This window comes from Mycobacterium sp. NGS50, assembly GCF_059812545.1.
Genome location: NZ_JCALCW010000038.1, coordinates 23,300 through 40,962, shown reverse-complemented (window position 1 = coordinate 40,962; position 17,663 = coordinate 23,300). Strand labels below are relative to the sequence as shown.

The 17,663-nt window shown below is 68.9% G+C and carries 17 protein-coding genes; 8 read left to right on the top strand and 9 right to left on the bottom strand.

Annotated elements, in window-relative coordinates:
* The first annotated feature begins 15 nt into the window (after positions 1 to 15).
* Entirely contained in the window at positions 16 to 732 is a 717-nt protein-coding gene (locus tag AC5Y36_RS21990) for a siderophore-interacting protein (protein WP_500043080.1), read from the top strand.
* On the opposite strand, the gene AC5Y36_RS21985 is transcribed toward AC5Y36_RS21990, so the two are convergent.
* The 3 genes from AC5Y36_RS21985 to AC5Y36_RS21975 all read right to left on the bottom strand — a co-directional run bounded on the left by AC5Y36_RS21985 (position 704) and on the right by AC5Y36_RS21975 (position 4,017).
* On the bottom strand, positions 704 to 1,315 hold the full coding sequence (locus tag AC5Y36_RS21985) for a TetR/AcrR family transcriptional regulator (protein ID WP_500043079.1): 612 nt from the start codon (positions 1,313 to 1,315) through the stop codon (positions 704 to 706). The two genes, AC5Y36_RS21990 and AC5Y36_RS21985, sit on opposite strands and share 29 nt — an antisense overlap.
* The gene (locus tag AC5Y36_RS21980) at positions 1,315 to 2,547 is read right to left on the bottom strand and encodes a cytochrome P450 (protein WP_500043078.1); all 1,233 of its coding nucleotides are present in this window, start codon (positions 2,545 to 2,547) and stop codon (positions 1,315 to 1,317) included. Before AC5Y36_RS21980 ends, AC5Y36_RS21985 begins: the two co-directional genes overlap by 1 nt.
* A gap of 102 nt (positions 2,548 to 2,649) precedes the next feature.
* Positions 2,650 to 4,017, bottom strand: a complete 1,368-nt coding sequence (locus tag AC5Y36_RS21975) for an FAD-binding oxidoreductase (RefSeq protein ID WP_500043077.1) — start codon at positions 4,015 to 4,017, stop codon at positions 2,650 to 2,652.
* Positions 4,018 to 4,080: 63 nt separating this feature from the next.
* On the opposite strand from AC5Y36_RS21975, the gene AC5Y36_RS21970 reads away from it, so the two are divergent.
* On the top strand, positions 4,081 to 4,935 hold the full coding sequence (locus tag AC5Y36_RS21970; protein WP_500043076.1) for a uracil-DNA glycosylase: 855 nt from the start codon (positions 4,081 to 4,083) through the stop codon (positions 4,933 to 4,935).
* Between the two features lie 15 nt (positions 4,936 to 4,950).
* Positions 4,951 to 5,982, top strand: coding sequence for an LLM class flavin-dependent oxidoreductase (locus tag AC5Y36_RS21965; protein ID WP_500043075.1), 1,032 nt, complete (start codon positions 4,951 to 4,953; stop codon positions 5,980 to 5,982).
* 5 nt (positions 5,983 to 5,987) lie between these two features.
* Here the strand turns inward: AC5Y36_RS21965 and AC5Y36_RS21960 are convergent, their stop codons facing one another.
* From AC5Y36_RS21960 to AC5Y36_RS21950, 3 genes are read right to left on the bottom strand one after another with little or no spacing between them, the layout of a single operon-like run.
* Positions 5,988 to 6,437, bottom strand: a complete 450-nt coding sequence (locus AC5Y36_RS21960; protein ID WP_500043074.1) for a nitroreductase family deazaflavin-dependent oxidoreductase — start codon at positions 6,435 to 6,437, stop codon at positions 5,988 to 5,990.
* 4 nt (positions 6,438 to 6,441) lie between these two features.
* On the bottom strand, positions 6,442 to 6,876 hold the full coding sequence (locus AC5Y36_RS21955; protein ID WP_500043073.1) for an HIT family protein: 435 nt from the start codon (positions 6,874 to 6,876) through the stop codon (positions 6,442 to 6,444).
* Positions 6,877 to 6,893: 17 nt separating this feature from the next.
* A complete protein-coding gene (locus AC5Y36_RS21950; RefSeq protein ID WP_500043072.1) occupies positions 6,894 to 8,054 on the bottom strand; it encodes a MalY/PatB family protein in 1,161 nt (386 codons plus the stop codon).
* A gap of 32 nt (positions 8,055 to 8,086) precedes the next feature.
* Here AC5Y36_RS21950 and AC5Y36_RS21945 point away from each other — a divergent pair, with 32 nt between their 5' ends.
* Positions 8,087 to 8,728 carry a PepSY domain-containing protein gene (locus tag AC5Y36_RS21945; RefSeq protein WP_500043071.1) on the top strand — a complete coding sequence of 214 codons (642 nt, stop codon included), beginning with the start codon at positions 8,087 to 8,089 and terminating at the stop codon, positions 8,726 to 8,728.
* Positions 8,729 to 9,026: 298 nt separating this feature from the next.
* Positions 9,027 to 10,550: an HNH endonuclease signature motif containing protein gene (locus tag AC5Y36_RS21940; protein ID WP_500043070.1), complete on the top strand. Its 1,524-nt coding sequence runs from the start codon at positions 9,027 to 9,029 to the stop codon at positions 10,548 to 10,550.
* On the opposite strand, the gene AC5Y36_RS21935 is transcribed toward AC5Y36_RS21940, so the two are convergent.
* Positions 10,547 to 11,044, bottom strand: a complete 498-nt coding sequence (locus AC5Y36_RS21935; protein ID WP_500043069.1) for a DNA-deoxyinosine glycosylase — start codon at positions 11,042 to 11,044, stop codon at positions 10,547 to 10,549. The two genes, AC5Y36_RS21940 and AC5Y36_RS21935, sit on opposite strands and share 4 nt — an antisense overlap.
* 39 nt (positions 11,045 to 11,083) lie before the next feature.
* Between AC5Y36_RS21935 and AC5Y36_RS21930 the strand changes: the two genes are divergently transcribed.
* The 3 genes from AC5Y36_RS21930 to abmR all read left to right on the top strand — a co-directional run bounded on the left by AC5Y36_RS21930 (position 11,084) and on the right by abmR (position 13,884).
* Complete coding sequence (locus tag AC5Y36_RS21930) at positions 11,084 to 12,202, top strand: adenylate/guanylate cyclase domain-containing protein (protein ID WP_500043068.1); 1,119 nt, start codon at positions 11,084 to 11,086, stop codon at positions 12,200 to 12,202.
* A 73-nt stretch (positions 12,203 to 12,275) separates the two neighbouring features.
* Positions 12,276 to 13,256, top strand: a complete 981-nt coding sequence (locus AC5Y36_RS21925) for an Acg family FMN-binding oxidoreductase (RefSeq protein WP_500043067.1) — start codon at positions 12,276 to 12,278, stop codon at positions 13,254 to 13,256.
* A 73-nt stretch (positions 13,257 to 13,329) separates the two neighbouring features.
* Positions 13,330 to 13,884: an ATP-binding transcription factor AbmR gene (gene abmR, locus AC5Y36_RS21920; RefSeq protein WP_500043066.1), complete on the top strand. Its 555-nt coding sequence runs from the start codon at positions 13,330 to 13,332 to the stop codon at positions 13,882 to 13,884.
* Positions 13,885 to 13,965: 81 nt separating this feature from the next.
* Here abmR and AC5Y36_RS21915 read toward each other — a convergent pair whose 3' ends face one another.
* The gene (locus tag AC5Y36_RS21915) at positions 13,966 to 15,873 is read right to left on the bottom strand and encodes an ABC transporter ATP-binding protein (RefSeq protein ID WP_500043065.1); all 1,908 of its coding nucleotides are present in this window, start codon (positions 15,871 to 15,873) and stop codon (positions 13,966 to 13,968) included.
* A complete protein-coding gene (locus AC5Y36_RS21910) occupies positions 15,873 to 17,597 on the bottom strand; it encodes an ABC transporter ATP-binding protein (RefSeq protein WP_500043064.1) in 1,725 nt (574 codons plus the stop codon). Before AC5Y36_RS21910 ends, AC5Y36_RS21915 begins: the two co-directional genes overlap by 1 nt.
* Positions 17,598 to 17,663 lie beyond the last annotated feature (66 nt).

The following is a 17,663-nucleotide window of genomic DNA, read 5'->3' as shown; positions in this document are numbered from 1 at the left end:
GAAAGGTGTGCGTGGATGGCCAACCAGGGAGCCTCGCGGGGCTGGCAGGGCGCGGTGTTGAAACTGCTGGGTGCGGGGGATTACCGGCTGACGGTGACCGGCCGGCGCGAGATCAGCCCGCACTACGTGCGGTTGAGCTTCGACGGCGGCGGCATCCTGGGGGATCGCCCGCTGCATCCCACGATGTGGATTCGGCTGTGGTTCGCCGACGGCGACAAAACCCATCAGCGCGGCTACACCCTGGTCAACCCCGACCCCGAGGCCGATACCGTCGACATCGAGTTCGCGCTGCATCACGGCGTCGCGTGCCAGTGGGCGCGGGGCGCGCAGCCCGGGGACACCATCGAAGCCACGGTGATGGGCAGCAAGTTCGCGCTCCCCGAACCGGCGCCGGCCGGCTACGTCATCGTCGGTGACACCGCGTCGCTGCCGGCGATCAACACGCTGCTCACCGCGATCGGGGATGCGCCCGCACGGGTGTTCCTGGAGGCCGGGAACGACGGCGACCAGGAACTGCCGGTGGCCCGCAGCACCGGCATCACGTGGGTGGAGCGCAAGAACGACGGCGAGGCGCTGCTGCAGGCGCTCAGCGCCGCGGCGTTCGACGCCACCGACCATTTCGGCTGGGTGGCGTGCGACAACCACACCACCCGCGCCGCGGTCAAGATACTGCGCGACGAGTTCGGCGTCTCGCGTAAATCGATTAAATCCCAGGCATATTGGACTGTTTAACGCTGCTGTCATCGCTGTGCGCCAGCACCACCGGCGCGAGAAACTCCTCCAGCATCGCCCGTTCCTCCGCGTCGTCCTGACCCGGGAAGTTCAGCAGCGACGTCATCACCCGCACCGTCCAGCGGGCACGGCGCTCCGCCACTTCCGGTGTCATCACTCCCACCGAGCCCAGGAACCCCGCCACCATCGCGGTGATCACATCGGATCGGTCGGCCATCTGCGCGCCGATCGGCGGGCCGGACTTGGCGAACCATGCCGCCAGCGCGGGGCTCTGCCGCACCAGCTTCAGCGCCCAGGTGATGCCGGTGATCAGCCGTTCCTGCGGATCGGTGACGTTCGCCAGGTGTTCGGCGAGCTGGCCGTAAATCGCGTGCGCCTCCCGGTGCACATACGCGGTGTACAAGGTATCGCGATTCTCGAAATACCGGTACAGCGTCGCGCGGGAACACCCTGCCGCCGTGGCGATCTCACGCATCCCGATCGAGTCGGGACCGTGCTGGGTGAACAGTTCACCGGCGGCGTCCAAAATGCGCTCGGCGGCGACCTCGGTGCGCTGGCCGGCCAGCCAGTTGTTACCGGCCATCAGGCCACGGTAACCGGCACCGATAGCGGGCGGCGCACGTAACTGCCACCGGCCCAGGTGATACCGGAGGGGTCGACCGCGAAATCCGGGCAGCGGGCCAGCAACTCGGTCAACGCCACCCGCGACTGCATCCGGGCGGCCGCATTGCCGATGCAGTGGTGGACGCCGGAGGAGAACGTCAGAATCTGGTGCGGCTTACGAGCGACATCCAGTTCCGCCGCGTCCGGGCCGTACTGGCGCTCGTCGCGGTTGCCCGACCCGTAGAGCAGCATCACCTTGCGCCCGGCCGGGATCGTGGTGTCGCCGATGGTCACGTCGCGGGTGGCGGTGCGGCACAGGCCCTGTACGGGCGAGGTGAGCCGCAGCAACTCATCGATCGCGTCGCGGATCAGGTCGGGATTCTCGATCAGCCGGCGACGCTCGTCGGGGCGCTGCTGCAGCAATTGCACCGAGCCGCCCAGCATTCCGGTGGTGGTGTCGTTGCCGCCGGTGACCATGGTGAACGTCCACGCCAGGATCGACAGGATGCCGGCGACGTCGCCGTCGGCACCCATGCCGGCAGCAACCAGATGAGAGATGGTGTCGTCGCCGGGGTCGGCGCGCCGGCGCTCGATCAGTCCGGTGAAGTAGCCCAGCATCGACGCCACCGCATCGCTGGCCACTTCGGCCGCCGCGGCGAAACCACCCTCGGCGGTGTTGGCCGCGACGATCGCATCGGTCCAGCCGTCGAACTGGCCGCGGTCTTCGTCCGGCACGCCCAGATAATGCGCGACAACCATCGACGGCAGCGGCTTGAACAGTTCGGCGACGATGTCGCCGCCGCCGTTGGCGCGCAGTTTTTCGATGCGCTCGACGACGAACGCACGCACCTTCGGCTCCACTGTTTCCACCGAGCGTGGGGTGAATCCACGCGAGACCAGCTTGCGGAAGTCGGTGTGCACCGGCGGGTCCTGCATCACCATCGGCGGATTGTCGGCCAGCCCGATGAGTTCGAGTTCGCCGTAATTGACCGTCAGGCCCTGCGCCGACGAGAACGTCTCGTAGTCCTGCGCGGCGGCCCAGATGTCGGCGTGCCGGGACAGCACGTAGTAGTCCTGATCGGGTCTGCCCTCCGGCACCACGTGATGCACCGGGTCGTGATCACGCAGTGCGGTGTACATCGGGTAGGGGTTCGGCCAGGTTTCGGCGGAGCCGAGTTCGAACCGGGCCTCATGAGACACAGACGCTGTCATGTCTCATTCATACGACATCTGAGTGCCGCGATCAATCCCCGAGCCGGAAATCTACGACGGGGCACGCTGCGGAAGTGTCGCAGGATTCCGGCTCGGCGCAGGTCAGAACGCCGCGCCGGGGTTCAGGATCCCGTCGGGATCCAACGCGTCCTTGATCCGCCGATTAAGGGCGACCGCATCCGGTCCGATCTGGCCGGCCAGCCACGGCCGCTTCAGCCGGCCCACCCCGTGCTCGCCGGTGATGGTGCCGCCGAGTCCGACGGCCAGGTCCATGATCTCGCCGAACGCGGCTTCGGCGCGCAACGTCATGTCGGGGTCGGCGGGGTCGTACACGATCAGCGGGTGGGTGTTGCCGTCGCCGGCGTGGGCGATCACCGAGATCGTCAAATCCCGTTCGGCCGCGATCTCTTCGATGCCGGTGATCAGATCGGCCAGCGCCGGCACCGGCACCCCGACGTCTTCGAGCAGCAGCGACCCGGTGGCCTCCACCGCCGGGATGCAGAACCGTCGGGCGGCGACGAATGCCTCGCCCTCGTCCGGGTCGTCGGTGGAGAACACCTCCTTGGCGCCCTGCTCGCGGAAGATCGCCGACATCAACTCGGCGTCCTCGGCGCCGGCGTGGCCGCGTTCATCGGAGCCGCCGAGGACCATGGCGGCGGCCTCTCGGTCCAGGCCCATCCGGATGTGGTCCTCCACGGCGTTGATCGCCGCGCCGTCCATGAACTCCAGCATCGCCGGGCGGATCCGCGAGGTGACGGCCAGCACCGCGTCGGCGGCGGCGCGCACCGTGGCGAAGGTCGCCACCACGACGCTGGACGGTGTCTGGGCCGGCAGCAGTCGCAGTGTGACCTCGGTGATCACCCCCAGGGTGCCCTCGCTGCCGACGAACAACTTGGTCAGGCTCAGCCCCGCGACATCCTTGAGCCGCGGACCGCCGAGGCGCACCGCGGTGCCGTCGGCCAGCACCACCTGAACGCCGAGCACGTAGTCGGTGGTCACGCCGTATTTCACACAGCACAACCCGCCGGCGTTGGTGGCGATGTTGCCGCCGATGCTGCAGATCTCGAACGACGACGGGTCCGGCGGATACCACAGCCCGTGTTCGGCCACCGCCTTTTTGACCTCGGCGTTGAGCAGCCCGGGCTGGCACACCGCGATCCGGGTGACCGGATCCACGGTGATCTCACGCATCTTCTCCGTCGACAACACGATCCCGCCGTCGAGGGCGGTCGCGCCCCCGGACAGTCCGGTGCCCGCACCACGCGGCACCACCGGTACCCGATGCCGGCTGGCCCACCGCATCACCGCCTGCACCTCATCGGTGCGCTGCGGCCGCACCACCGCCATCGGCTTGCCGGCTGCCGGGTCGCAGGCCCGGTCCTGGCGATAGCCCTCGGTGATCGCCGGGTCGGTGACGACCATGCCGTCGGGCAACTCCGCGATCAGCTCATCTAGCACATCGGCGTCCACGCACCGATCCTACGAGCTGATCCGCACCGATCCAGCGTTCGTTTCCCGGTCTGCGGGACAGCCATGCACGATGGAGGCGTGCACCCGCATCCGCGCACCGGCCGGCCCTTCGACTCCCCGGTGCCCCCCGGCTCCGGATGGCCCGGTGATCCGGCCACGCCGCAGACCGCGGTCGCCGCCGACGCCGCTCAGGTGGTGGTGCTGTCCGACGCGGCGGCCTCGCTCGCCGAACTCGACGCACAGGTCAGCGTGTGCCGGGCCTGCCCGCGGCTGGTCGACTGGCGCCAGGAGGTGGCGGTGGTCAAACGCCGCGCATTCGCCGACCAACCGTATTGGGGGCGGCCGGTGCCCGGCTGGGGCTCGGAGCGGCCACGGCTGCTGATCGTCGGATTGGCCCCGGCCGCCAACGGCGCCAACCGAACCGGGCGGATGTTCACCGGCGACCGGTCCGGCGACCAGTTGTTCGCCGCCCTGCACCGCGCCGGCCTGGTCAGCCAGCCGACCAGCGTCGACGCCGCCGACGGCCTGCGGGCCAACAAGATCCGGATCGTCGCCCCGGTCCGTTGCGCGCCGCCGGGTAACGCCCCCACCACCGCCGAACGCAACACCTGCGCGCCGTGGCTGGACGCCGAGTGGCGGATGATCGCCAGGCACGTACGGGTGATCGTTCCGCTGGGCGGGTTCGCCTGGCAGATCGCGCTGCGCCTGGTGGGCGACCGGGTGCCCAAACCCCGGCCCCGCTTCGGTCACGGCGTCGCCGCCGACCTGGGACCGGACCTGCAGATTCTGGGCTGTTTTCACCCCAGCCAGCAGAACATGTTCACCGGACGGCTGACCCCGGCGATGCTCGACGACGTTTTCGGCGAGGCCGTGAAGCGGGCCGGCATCGGCCGGCCGGGAAGCTTCGGCGGGCCGTAGGCGTTGCACCCGCACGTGCGTCTCTCCGTCCTCGATCTCGTCCCGGTCCGCACCGACCAGACCAGCGCGGACGCGCTGGCGGCCACGGTTCGGCTGGCGCAGACCGCCGACCGGCTCGGTTTCACCCGCTACTGGCTGGCCGAACACCACAACATGCCGTCGGTGGGTGCCACCAGCCCGCCGGTGCTGATCGCCTACCTGGCCGCGCAGACCTCCCGGGTGCGGCTGGGCTCGGGTGGGGTGATGCTGCCCAACCACGCGCCGCTGGCGGTGGCCGAACAGTTCGCGCTGCTGGAGGCGGCCGCACCGGGCCGTATCGACCTGGGCATCGGGCGCGCTCCGGGATCGGATCCGATCACCTCGGTGATGCTGCGATCCGGCCGCGGTGGCTCGGACATCGACAATTTCCCCGACTACCTCGACCATGTGCGGGCGATGATGAGCGCCCGCGGTGTGCAGGTGCAGCTGCGCGACGGCGACTACCTGCTCAAGGCCACCCCGGCCGCGGCCACCGAGCCGCGGTTGTGGCTGCTCGGGTCGAGCATGTATTCGGCGCGCCTGGCCGCGGCCAAAGGCCTGCCGTACGTCTTCGCGCACCACTTCTCCGGCAAGGGCACCGAGGAGGCGTTGGCGCTGTACCGGTCGACGTTCGTGCCGAGCGAATTGTGCGCCGAGCCCACGACATTCTTGACGGTGAACGCGGCCGTCGCTGAAACCCGCGACGAGGCAACGGCACTGGTGCTGCCCAACCTGCAGATGATGGCCCGGCTGCGCACCGGGCGCCCGCTGGGCGCTGTCGACCTGGTCGAGGACGCCCAGGCGGCGCGGGTATCCGAGCATGAACAGCACATCATCGACGGCGGGCTGCAGCGTGCCGTGGTCGGCGTCCCGGCCGACGCGGCGGATCAGATTCGGGCGCTGGCCCAACGATTCGACGTCGACGAGGTGATGGTGAGCCCGGTCGCTTCCGCGCACCGCGGCACCGACCCGGCCACCAACCCGGGCCGCGAACACACCCTGGAACTGCTGGCCAAAGAACTCTTCTGAGCCGCCTATCGCGGCGTCAGCACCACCACCGGTATCGGCCGCGACGTCCGGCGCTGATAAGCCTCGTAGCGATTCGCATTGTTCTTGTTGGTGATCTCCCACAGCCGGGCATAGTCGCCGTCGTCGGGCAGCACCGGGCGTGCCGTCACAGCGAATCGTTTTGGCCCGACATTGATTTCCACCTCGGGATTGGCTTTGAGGTTGTGATACCAGCCCGGTGAGCGCGGGGCGCCCGCCATCGATGCCACGATCAGGTAGTTGTCCCCGTCGCGCGCATAGGTCAACGAGTTGGTGCGGGCCTGGCCGGTTTTGGCGCCGACGGTGTGCAGCAGCAGACTCGGTGGTACCCCCGGAAACCGGTGCCCGATCCGTCCATTGCTGCTCTGGTACAGCGTGTCGTGCAGGCGCAGCAGTCGCACCCCGACCTGTTGTTCGATCCAGCGGGAAATATCCATGCGTTCAGTCTGGCGCAGCGGTGTCCAACCGTGCCAGCGCGTCGCGCAGGATCACACCGGTGCCCTCCCGGTCGGGGTCGCGGCGCAGCAGCATCCCCTTGGCCAGCGACAGTTTGTCGCCGCCGCGTCGCGGCAGCACGTGCAGGTGGATGTGGAACACCGTCTGGAAGGCGGCCCGGCCGTCGTTGATCGCGATATTGGTGGCGTCGGCCAGCTCGGTGCTGCGCGCCGCCCGCGCGATCCGCTGTCCGAGGGTGGCCATGCCGGCCAGCGTCTCGGGCGCGGTGTCGGTCAGATCGGTGCTGTGCCGCTTGGGCACCACCAGGGTGTGTCCGCGGGTGAACGGGCGGATGTCGAGGAACGCCACATAGTCGTCGTCCTCATGGACGCGGATGGCCGGCGCCTCCCCGGCGACGATGGCGCAGAACACGCAGGACATGCCGCCACGGTAGCCACTCAGCCCAGCGCGGCGGCGATCGACTCGATCGCCCGGTCCAGAATCGCGCGGGTGGTGGCGAAATTGAAGCGGGCGAAGCCCCGGCCGGTGTCGGCGCCGAACGGGATACCCGGGCTCAGCGCCACCTGAGCCTTGGCCAGCAGAAAGTCCGCCGGCTCGCCGGCCAGCCCCAGCGCACGAAAATCCACCCAGGACATGTAGGTGGCCTCCGGCGTATTGACCGCCACGCCGGGCACCGACGCCGGCAAGGCCTGTGCCAGATGGTCCCGGTTGGCCCGCAGGTACACCAGCAGCTCGTCCAGCCAGCCGGCGCCGTGTCGATACGCGGCGATGTTGGCGCGGATGCCCACCGTGGAGGCGCCCATCTTGTGCAGCATGTTGATCCGGTCCCATGCGGCCCGGTCCTCGGCGCTGGTCAGCAGCAGCTGTGCGCACATCAGGCCGGGCAGATTCCAGCCTTTGGAGGCCGACAGCAGGGTGATGACGGTGTGCGCGGCGGTGTCCGACACCGAGGCGGCCGCGACATGGCGGCCGTCATACACCAGCGGTGCGTGGATCTCGTCGGCGATGACGCGCGCCCCGTGGCGCTCGGCGATGTCGACGATCGCCCGCAACTCCTCGGCGGTGTAGGCGGTGCCCAGCGGATTGTTCGGGTTGCACAGGATCAGCGATCCGGCCCCGCCGGCGAACGCCGCGTCCAGCGCCGCCAAATCCAGCACATAGCGACCCGATTCCTGTCGTGGCGTGGGGATCTCCACCCGCTGGCGCCCGGTGATCTGCAGGAGGTCGAAGAACGGCATGTAGGCGGGCACCGGCAGCACCACCGGGCTTTCCGGGCGGGTCAGGAAGGTGATCGCGACCTCGAGGCCCTTGAGGACGTCGGGCACCACCCGGACCCATTCCGGGCGCGCCGGCCAGCCGTAGCGGTCCCGGCACCAGTCCGCAGTCGCGCGCGGCAGCAGGTCTTCGCCCATCGGCGGATAGCCGAACTCCTCGTTGTCCACGCAGTCCCGCACCCCGGCCAGGACCGCCGGCGCGGTGGGGAAGTCCATCTCGGCGATCCACAGCGGCAGCACCGGCGCAGCGAAACGGCTCCATTTGGTGGTCCGGCGGGCCCGGAGCTGGTCCTCGGTCAATCGGTCGAAGGAGGTGACGGCCATACCCATGATTGTGAATCCTGCACCCTCGCGGATTGGCTAACCTGATCGGCATGCAGGTCAGCAACGTGTTCATTCGTGTTCTGGGAGCGGCAGCGGTCATGGCCGCCGTGGCGGCATGCGGCAGCGGCGGGCATTCCCCGGCCGGTCCGTCGTCCTCCAAGGCATCCGTCTCCGCCAAGACGTCGTCGTCCAGCACGACAGCCACCAGCACCAGCTCGTCGGAGGACACCACCGAGCCGGCCGCCTCCAGCGCCGACAACCAGCACCTGCTTCAGGCCGGCGAAACAGCCCGGGGTGCGGTGGCCGACAGCACGGTGTACTCCATCGAGACCGAAGATTCCGACACCCAGTGGGAAGTCCACGTCGTGACCTCCGACGGCAGCGAGCACGAGGTCAAGGTGTCCGCGGACGGCGCCACGGTCACCGCCGGCCCCAGGGAGACGTTTGACACCTCGCGCAGCAAGACCGAGCACCGTGAGCGGGTCGAGGCCGCCAAACTCGACTACCGGGCGGCCGTCGACAAGGTGACGCAGGCGACCCCCGGCCGCATCACCGAGCTGAAACTGGACAGCGCGGACGGCATCGTCGTCTGGGAGGCCGACGTCGTCGACTCCGGCAACGCCGAACAACGGGTGCGCATCGACGCCGGAACCGGAGACGTCGTCAAGAACTGAGGGCGACCACCGGCGCGACGAGGTGGGCCAGTCGGCGTCGACAGGTCCACTCCGGAATGCCGGCGGGCAAGGCGAGCCCAAAACCAGCAGCGTAGGCATCCACCAGGCATGTCCTGCATCCTTGTGCCGCATCCCTGGAGCACTGGCCGCAAGGGACTGGTGCTAGCCGAGTTTTCTCGTCGGTCGGGATCTTCGTTCGTCGTGATCGGACCATGGGCTAGCCGCGTTATCCACAACTTGCGACCCTGACAACAAGTTTGGGCAGCATGTGTCGGGGCACTGTACTACAATCGAACGTATGTTCGAGCGGTCGGAGCGGGTGTCGTCACCGGAGGTGATCGCGCGGTTCGACGAGCTCTTTCAGCGTAAGTACCCGTCGACGACACCGGTGTCGGGTGCGCTGGTGGACCAGATCTGCGCGTTGTCGCGTGCCGAGAACCGTGCAGCCGCCCAGCAACTGGGCGCGATCGGTGAACTCTTCGCCTACCGGTTGTCGCGGTGTTCGGACACCGAGCAGTGGGCGATCGACACCGAGGCCGCGGTCAGCGCCGAAGTCGGTGCGGCGTTGCGGATCAGTCAGGGCCTGGCCGCCAGCAAGCTGCGGTATGCCCGGGCCATGCGGGAGCGGTTGCCCGAGGTGGCCAAGGTATTCAAGACCGGCGACATTGACTTTACGATGTTCGCCACCATCGTGTTTCGCACCGACCTGATCACCGACCGCGACGTGCTGGCCGCCGTCGATGCGCGGCTGGCGGTCAACGTGACCCGGTGGCCGTCGATGACGCGGGGGCGGCTTGGCGCGCAGATCGACAAGATCGTGGGTAAAGCCGACGCGGACGCGGTACGGCGGCGCAACACGCAACAACATGACCGGGAGATCCACATCGACGACCTGGTCGACGGCACCAGTGCCATCAGCGGCAGCCTGCTCACCCCCGACGCGCATGCGCTGGACAAGCGCCTCGATGCGCTGGCGGCCACGGTCTGCGAACACGATCCCCGCAGCCGCGCACAACGCCGCGCCGACGCGCTGGGGGCGCTGGCGGCCGCGGCGGATCGGCTGGGCTGTCGCTGCAGGCGGCCCGACTGCGCCGCCCGGCAGCGGCCGGCCGCCTCACCGGTACTGATCCACGTGCTCGCCGAGCGCGCCACGCTCGAGGGCACCGGCCAGGCGCCCGGATCAGAGATCGGCGCTGACGGGCTCATCTCGCCGCAGACACTGGCCGAACTGGCCCGATCAGCGACGTTGGTGCCGCTGGTCCATCCCGGCGACGCCCCGCCCGAGCCGGGATACGTACCGTCGAAGATGCTGGCCGACTTTGTCCGCTGCCGGGACCTGACCTGCCGCTGGCCCGGGTGCGACCAGCCCGCCGTCAACTGCGATTTGGACCATACGATCCCCTTCGCCAATGGCGGCAAAACGCACGCGTCGAACCTGAAATGCTATTGCCGCACACACCATCTGGTGAAGACCTTCTGGGGCTGGCACGACCAGCAGCTGCCCGACGGCACCGTGATCTTGACCTCTCCGTCGGGCCAAACCTACGTCACCACGCCGGGCAGCGCGCTGCTGTTCCCCAGCCTGTGCTGGGCCACCGGCGGCATGCCCGCCGCAGAAGCCGACGTGCCGGCACAGTACTGCGGCGAGCGGACCGCGATGATGCCCAAACGCCGCCGCACCCGGGCAACCGACCGAGCGCACCGCGTCGCCGCAGAACGTCGAGCCAACCGCGACCAACGCCACACCCGCCGCGCCGCCACCCCAAGCTACTTCAACCTGCCACCGCCGAACACCGACGACGATGATCCGCCGCCCTTCTAGATGCCTAGCGTGATCACCCGCCAAGCCGCCAGCTTGTCGGCCACCGCCATCGCGCGCGCCGAACTGCTGGACGGTAGCTGGTGACACTGGATCGGCGCCGGGACATCGAGTAGGCGGCGAAACAGCTGCGCGGCCTTACTGCCGTTGAGGTACACCCGGTCGATCCCTGGATAGCGGGCGAACAGCGCCGCAAAGTCGTTGACCACCGCGGATTTCAGGTCGATCTTGGCATCGGAGCTGCCGACGCGCCGGCAGGAGTGCAGCACGTCCCACAGCGCGACGCCGGCCGATTGCAGCGCCGCCAATCGCGATTCGTAGGCGGCAGCGACATCGAAGCCGAACAGCGGACCGGTGATCCGCCAGAACCCGTTCTGCGGATTCGCGTAGTAGCGGCCCACGTCAAGGGATTGGACGCTCGGAAAGGACCCCAGGATCAGCAGGCGGGCCCCGTCGTCGATCACGGGCGGCAAGCCGTGCAGCATCGGTGTGGACATGGCCTCCCATCATGCAGGTGCACGGTATACCTTGACCACGTGGCCGACCCTGATATCGAAGACCTGCTCGACGGACTCGAGGGAAGCGCCCGGCAGGAACGCGCCGAGCTGATCGCCTGGCTGCTGGAGCAGGGCATCACCGTCGAGCAGATTCGCGGCGCCGACATGCCGGTGCTGTTGGCGTCGCGGCGCCTGATCGGCGACGACGGCAGCTATGTCACCGCGCGTGAGATCAGCGACAGCTACGGCGTCGACCTGGACTTGTTGCAGCGGATCCAGCGTGCCGTCGGGCTGGCCCGGGTCGACAACCCCGACGCGCGCGTGCACCTACGCGCCGACGGTGCGGCGGCCGCGCACGCCCAGAAGTTCCTTGAGATCGGCATGGACCCCGAACACCTGGTGCAGGTGGTTCGTATTCTGGCCGAAGGCCTTTCGCACGCCGCGGAGGTGATGCGCTTCACCGCGCTGGCGACCATCCTGCAACCCGGCGCCACCGAGTTGGAGATCGCGAAGGCGTCGCAAGCGCTGATCAGCCACGTCGCACCGCTGTTGGGGCCGTGGATCACCGACATGCTGTTCATGCACCTGCGGCATCAGATGGAAACCGAGGCGGTCACCGCCAGTGAACGCGCGGCCGGATCGGCGCTGCCCGGTGCCCGCGAGGTGACGGTGGCATTCGCCGACCTGGTCGGGTTCACCAAGCTCGGCGAGGTGGTGCCGCCCGAGGAATTGGAGCAGCTGGCCAACCGGCTCGCCGACCGCGCCCGCGATGTGGCGATCCCGCCGGTGCGGTTCATCAAGACCATCGGCGACGCGGTGATGTTCGTCTGCACCGAGCCGGCGCCGCTATTGGACGCCGTACTCAAGCTGGTCGAGTCCACCGACTCCGACGCGAACTTTCCCCGATTACGGGCCGGGGTGGCGTTCGGGCCGGCGGTCAGTCGCGCCGGAGACTGGTTCGGCAGCCCGGTGAACCTGGCCAGTCGGGTGACCGGGGTGGCGCGGCCGGGAGCGGTCCTGGTGGCGGAATCGGCGCGGGAAAACCTTGCTGAGAGTGGCGGATTCAGCTGGTCGTTCGCGGGCGCCCGACACCTCAAGGGCATCAAGGACGAGGTGAAACTGTTCCGCGTCCGCCGCGGCGACGGCGTCGACGACTAAGGGACCAACGGCCCTGTCGCACCCGAAACCATGTGGGCACCATAGAGGTAACAGCACATGTGGGAGGTGGGTCATGTTGGACATGATGATGGACACCGCGGTCATCGCCGATGCGGTTCGGTTGGCGTGCCGGGCTCCGTCGCTGCACAACAGCCAGCCGTGGAGGTGGGTCGCCGACGGCGATTGGCTGGACTTGTACCTGGATCGGACCCGCGCAGTACACAGCGACCAGTCCGGGCGTGAGGCGGTGATCAGTTGCGGCGCAGTGCTCGACCACATGCAGGTGGCGATGGCCGCCGCCGGATGGCAGACCACCATCGACCGGTTCCCGAACCCGAACAACCTGGATCATCTGGCGCGGCTGCGATTCACTCCCACGAGCTACGTCACCGATGGGCACCGCCTGCTGGCCGACGCGATCCTGGCGCGGCGCAGCGACCGCCTGCCGTTCCTGGCGCCGCTCAACTGGGAGACGTTCGAGGCGTTGCTGCGCAACCGATTTGACGACGACGTGGTGCGACTGCAGGTGTTGGACGAGGACATGCGCCCCAAACTCGCCGAGGCGGCGACGATCACCGAGTCCTTGCGGCTCTACGACTGGGCGTATCACGCCGAGCTCGATTGGTGGACAGCGCCGTTCGAGGTGTGGGACGGCATCCCGCGCAGTTCGCTGGTCTCGGCCGCCGAGAGTGACCGGGTCGAAATCGCCCGGATCTTCCCGGTCACCGCCCACAGCGACCGACGCCCGGAGGTCGGCACCGACCACGCCAAGATCCTGATGCTGTCCACCGAGGAGGACTCGCGCAGCGATGCGTTGGCGTGTGGCGAGGTGCTGTCCACGGTGCTGCTGGAATGCGCTCTGGCGGGATTCGCCACCTGCCCGGTCACCCATCTCACCGAGCTGCCGGCCAGCCGCGAGATCCTGGCCGCCCTGACCGGCCACAGCGACCTGCCGCAGGTGCTGATCCGGGTGGGCGTGGCGCCCGCGCTGGATGCGGTGCCGCCGCCCACCCCGCGGCGCCCGCTGGACTCGGTGCTGCAGGTGCGGCGGTAAGGCCGCGAGCTGCGGGTTCCGCTGCCGGTGAACACCCCTGGCGGTGGAGTTGTAACGGTGTAATCATGTAATTATGAAATCTCACCTGCACAGCGGGCGGCGTGGCCGCCCGGGCGGCTGGCAGCAAGCGCACCAGCCCGATGCCGGCGACGCCGCGGAGTGGTTCGCGGGTCGCCTACCCGACACCTGGTTCGACGGCGACCCGGTGGTGGTCGTCGACCGGGAGGAGATCACGGTCGTCGGTTCACTGCCGCCATCCGGCAGCGAGGAAAGCGAGGCACACGCCGCCGGGCGGGCGTCCCGGTTCCGCGAGGACACCCGCTCGGAACGGATGGCCATCGCCGATGAAGCTCAAGACCGCTACGGCCGCACCGTGTCGTGGGGAGTGGAGGTCGCGGGCGAACGCATCCTGTTCACCCACATCGCGGTCCCCGTCATGACCCGGCTCAAGCAGCCGGAACGCCAGGTGCTCGACACCCTGGTCGACGCCGGGGTGGCCCGGTCGCGCTCGGATGCGCTGGCCTGGTCGGTGAAGTTGGTCGGCGAGCACACCCAGGACTGGCTGGCCAAACTGCGCGAGGCGATGACCGAAGTCGACGACCTTCGCGCCCAGGGGCCCACCCTCTAACCCCTCAAGCGTTGACTCTGCGTCAACGGCGCAAAACTGCGAGCGGACCGCGCCGTGAGCGCAGAGCCAACGCAGAAGGCGTCAACGCGAGGCCATCGCCCAGTAGGCGCCGCCGCGGGCCATCAACTCGGCGTGGTTGCCCTGCTCCACAATCCGCCCGGCCTGCATCACCAGGATGTGGTCGGCGTCGCGGATCGTCGAAAGGCGGTGCGCGATGATGAAACTCGTGCGGTCACGCCGCAGCTCGCACATCGCCTGCTGGATCAGCAACTCGGTTCGGGTGTCCACCGAGCTGGTCGCCTCGTCCAGGATCAGCAGCTGCGGGCGGGCCAGAAACGCCCGCGCGATCGTGATCAGCTGCTTCTCGCCGGCGCTGAGGCTGGCGGCGTCGTCGCTGACCCGGGTCTGATACCCGTTGGGCAGCGTGTGCACAAACCGGTCGACGTAGGCGGCACGGGCGGCGTCGAGCACCTCGGCCTCGGTCGCGTCGGGCCGTCCGTAGGCGATGTTCTCGTAGATCGTCCCGTCGAACAGCCAGGTGTCCTGCAGCACCATCCCGATGCGCGAGCGCAGCGCGTGCCGGCTCACCGCGGTGACATCGACCCCGTCGAGCAGGATCGACCCGGAGTCCACGTCGTAGAACCGCATGATGAGGTTCACCAGGGTGGTCTTGCCGGCTCCGGTCGGGCCGACGATGGCGACGGTGTGGCCCGGTTCGGCCACCAGCGACAGGTTTTCGATCACCGGGGCGCCCGGCCGGTAAGCGAAGCTGACGTCCCGGAATTCCACCCGCCCGTGCGGCCCGGATCCAGTGGCGACAAACCCGGCGGCGGCGTCGGCGGGCTCCTCGTCTTCGTCCAGCAACTCGAACACCCGCTCAGCGCTGGCCACCCCCGATTGCAGCGTGTTGTACATCGCCGCCACCTGGGTCAGCGGCATATTGAACTGGCGCACATAGGAAATGAAGGCCTGAATGCCGCCGATGGTGATCTGCCCGCTGGCCACCTGCAGCCCGCCCAGCACCGCGACCGCGACGTAGCTGAGGTTGCCGATGAACATCGTCGCCGGTGACACCAGCCCGGAGAAGAACTGCGCGCCGAAGCTGGCGTCGTACACGTCGTCGTTCAGCGCGGCGAAACGTTCGGTGGCGCTGGCCCGATGCCCGAACGCCTTGACCAGCGTGAAACCGCTGTAGGTCTCCTCGATGTGGGCGTTGAGCCGCCCGGTGTTGGCCCACTGAGCGACGAACAACCGCTGCGAGCGCCGGGTGATCGCCCGGGTGGCCAGCAGCGACAGCGGCACCGTCACCACCGCGATCGCGGTCAACATCGGGGAGATGGTCAGCATCATCACCAGCACGGTCAGCACCGTGAACAACGAGCTGACCAGCTGGGTGATGGTCATCGAGATCGACGTCTGCATATTGTCGATGTCGTTGGTGACCCGGCTGAGCAGCTCGCCACGTTGCCGGCCGTCGAAGTAGGACAGCGGCAGCCGGTGGATCTTGTCCTCCACGTCGGCGCGCAGGGCGCGCAGCGTGCGCTGCACGGTGCGGTTGAGTAGCCGGGCCTGCAACCACACCAGCAGCGCGGCAAGCAGATACAGCCCCAACGCCACGGCCAGGGTGCGTGCCACCGCGGTGAAGTCCACGCCCCGGCCGGGCACCACGTCCATCCCGGACAGCAGGTCGGCGAACGCGCCGTCGCCGCGTTCCCGGGCGGCGGCCACCGCCTGCGCCTTGGTCATCCCGGCCGGCAGCTGGCGGCCGATGACGCCGTTGAACAGCAGATCGGTGGCGTGACCCAGGATCCGCGGAACGACCACCCCGATCACGGTCCCGCTGATCCCCAGCGAGATCACGCCCAGCGCCAACGCGCGGTTGGGCGCCAACCTCCTCAGCAGCCGCACCACCGACCCGCGGAAGTCGCGGGTGCGTTCGGTGGGGGCCTGCACGACGCCGCGCACCGGACGGTCGAGTCGCATGGCCATCAGCGCGCCCCCACCGACTGCGACTCGGCGAACTGAGCATAGGTCGGGCAGGTCGCCAGCAGCTCCCCGTGGGTGCCCGAGCCGACCACCACCCCGTCCTCCAGTACCAGCACCCGATCCGCCTGGGCGGCCGTCGACACCCGTTGGGCGGCAACGATCACCGTCGCCTCAGCGGACACCGACTGCAGCGACGCGCGCACCGCGGCCTCGGTGTGCACGTCCAGCGCCGAGAAGGCGTCATCCAACAGGTAGATCGCTGGGCGGCGGATGACGGCGCGGGCGATCGCCAGCCGCTGGCGTTGCCCGCCGGAGAAGTTGACCCCACCCTGGGCGACCCGCATTTGGAGCCCGTCGGGGTGGGCGGCGACGAAGTCGTCGGCGGCCGCCACCCGCAGCGCCGCCCACATCTGCTCGTCGGTGGCGTCGGCGGCGCCGTAGCGCAGGTTGTCGGCGACGGTGCCAGAGAACAGGTAGCCGCGCTGGGGGACCAGGCCGATGCGCGACCACAGCCGATCGAGGTCGAAGTCGCGCACGTCGACCCCGTCGACCCGCAGGGCGCCGGAGGTCACGTCGTAGAGCCGGGCGATCAGCGACAGCAGCGTGGACTTGCCCGAGCCGGTGCTGCCGACGATGGCGGTGGTGCTGCCCGGCCGCGCGGTCAGCGACACGTCCTGCAGCACAGCGCGGTCGGCGCCCGGGTACTGGAAGGTGGTGTTGTCCAGCTCCACCACGCCGGCGGGCGGGGGATCGGCCGGCTGGGCCGGGCTGGTGATCGCCGCGGTGGTGGACAGCACCTCGGTGATCCGCTCGGCGCAGACCGTCGCCCGCGGCAGCATCACCAGCAGCATCGTCGCCATCATCACCGACATCAGGATCTGCATGAAGTAGGCCAGGAACGCGATCAGCGAACCGACCTGCATCTGACCGGCGTCGATGCGCAACCCGCCGAACCAGATCAGCGCCACCGACGAGAAGTTGATGGTCAGCGTGGTGACCGGCATCAGCACCGCCTGCCAGTTGCCGGCGGCCAGCGCGGTGTTCGACAAGGCCAGGTTGGCGGTGTTGAAGCGGTCCTTCTCGAACGGCTCGCGGGCGAATGCGCGCACCACCCGCACCCCGGACAGCTGGTCGCGCATCACCCCGTTGATGTTGTCCAGCAGCCGCTGCATGCGGCGGAACAGCGGCAGCAGCCGGGAGACGATCCCGGCGTTGGTCGCCGCCAACACCGGCACGCTGACCAGCAGCAGCCAGGACAGCCCGGCGTCCTGGTGGATGGCCATGGCGATGCCGCCGAGGCTCATGATCGGCGCGGTCACCAACACCGTGCAGGTCATCTGCACCAGGAACTGGAGCTGGCGGACGTCGTTGGTGGTGCGGGTCAGCAGTGTCGCGGGACCGAAGCGGGCGGTCTCGTGCTCGGAGAAGGCGATGACGTGGGAGAAGATCGCCGCCCGCAGGTCGCGGCCGAAGCCCATCCCGGTGCGGGAGCCGAAGTAGACCGCCCCGATGCTGCACAGCACCTGCAGGCCGGTGACGGCCAGCATCAGCGCGCCCAGATGCACGATCAGGGTGGTGTTGCCCTTGGTGACGCCGTCATCGATGATCGCCGCGTTGACGGTCGGCAGGTACAGCGACGCCAGGGTGCTGATCAGCTGCAAGGTCATCACCGCCGCGACCAGCCGGCGATACGGCCGCAGATAGCTCCGCAGCAGGGGCAGCAGCATCAGGTAACTGTCGCATACCGCGCCTTGACGGCCGACCGTGCGGTTTTATCCGCGACACGCCGCGCT

Coding starts and splice junctions, on each gene's coding strand:
- AC5Y36_RS21990 (WP_500043080.1), top strand. CDS start 16: ATGGCCAACCAGGGAGCCTCGCGGGGCTGGCAGGGCGCGGTGTTGAAA.
- AC5Y36_RS21985 (WP_500043079.1), bottom strand. CDS start 1,315: ATGGCCGGTAACAACTGGCTGGCCGGCCAGCGCACCGAGGTCGCCGCC.
- AC5Y36_RS21980 (WP_500043078.1), bottom strand. CDS start 2,547: ATGACAGCGTCTGTGTCTCATGAGGCCCGGTTCGAACTCGGCTCCGCC.
- AC5Y36_RS21970 (WP_500043076.1), top strand. CDS start 4,081: ATGCACGATGGAGGCGTGCACCCGCATCCGCGCACCGGCCGGCCCTTC.
- AC5Y36_RS21960 (WP_500043074.1), bottom strand. CDS start 6,437: ATGGATATTTCCCGCTGGATCGAACAACAGGTCGGGGTGCGACTGCTG.
- AC5Y36_RS21955 (WP_500043073.1), bottom strand. CDS start 6,876: ATGTCCTGCGTGTTCTGCGCCATCGTCGCCGGGGAGGCGCCGGCCATC.
- AC5Y36_RS21950 (WP_500043072.1), bottom strand. CDS start 8,054: ATGGCCGTCACCTCCTTCGACCGATTGACCGAGGACCAGCTCCGGGCC.
- AC5Y36_RS21940 (WP_500043070.1), top strand. CDS start 9,027: ATGTTCGAGCGGTCGGAGCGGGTGTCGTCACCGGAGGTGATCGCGCGG.
- AC5Y36_RS21935 (WP_500043069.1), bottom strand. CDS start 11,044: ATGTCCACACCGATGCTGCACGGCTTGCCGCCCGTGATCGACGACGGG.
- AC5Y36_RS21925 (WP_500043067.1), top strand. CDS start 12,276: ATGTTGGACATGATGATGGACACCGCGGTCATCGCCGATGCGGTTCGG.
- abmR (WP_500043066.1), top strand. CDS start 13,330: ATGAAATCTCACCTGCACAGCGGGCGGCGTGGCCGCCCGGGCGGCTGG.
- AC5Y36_RS21915 (WP_500043065.1), bottom strand. CDS start 15,873: ATGGCCATGCGACTCGACCGTCCGGTGCGCGGCGTCGTGCAGGCCCCC.
- AC5Y36_RS21910 (WP_500043064.1), bottom strand. CDS start 17,597: ATGCTGCTGCCCCTGCTGCGGAGCTATCTGCGGCCGTATCGCCGGCTG.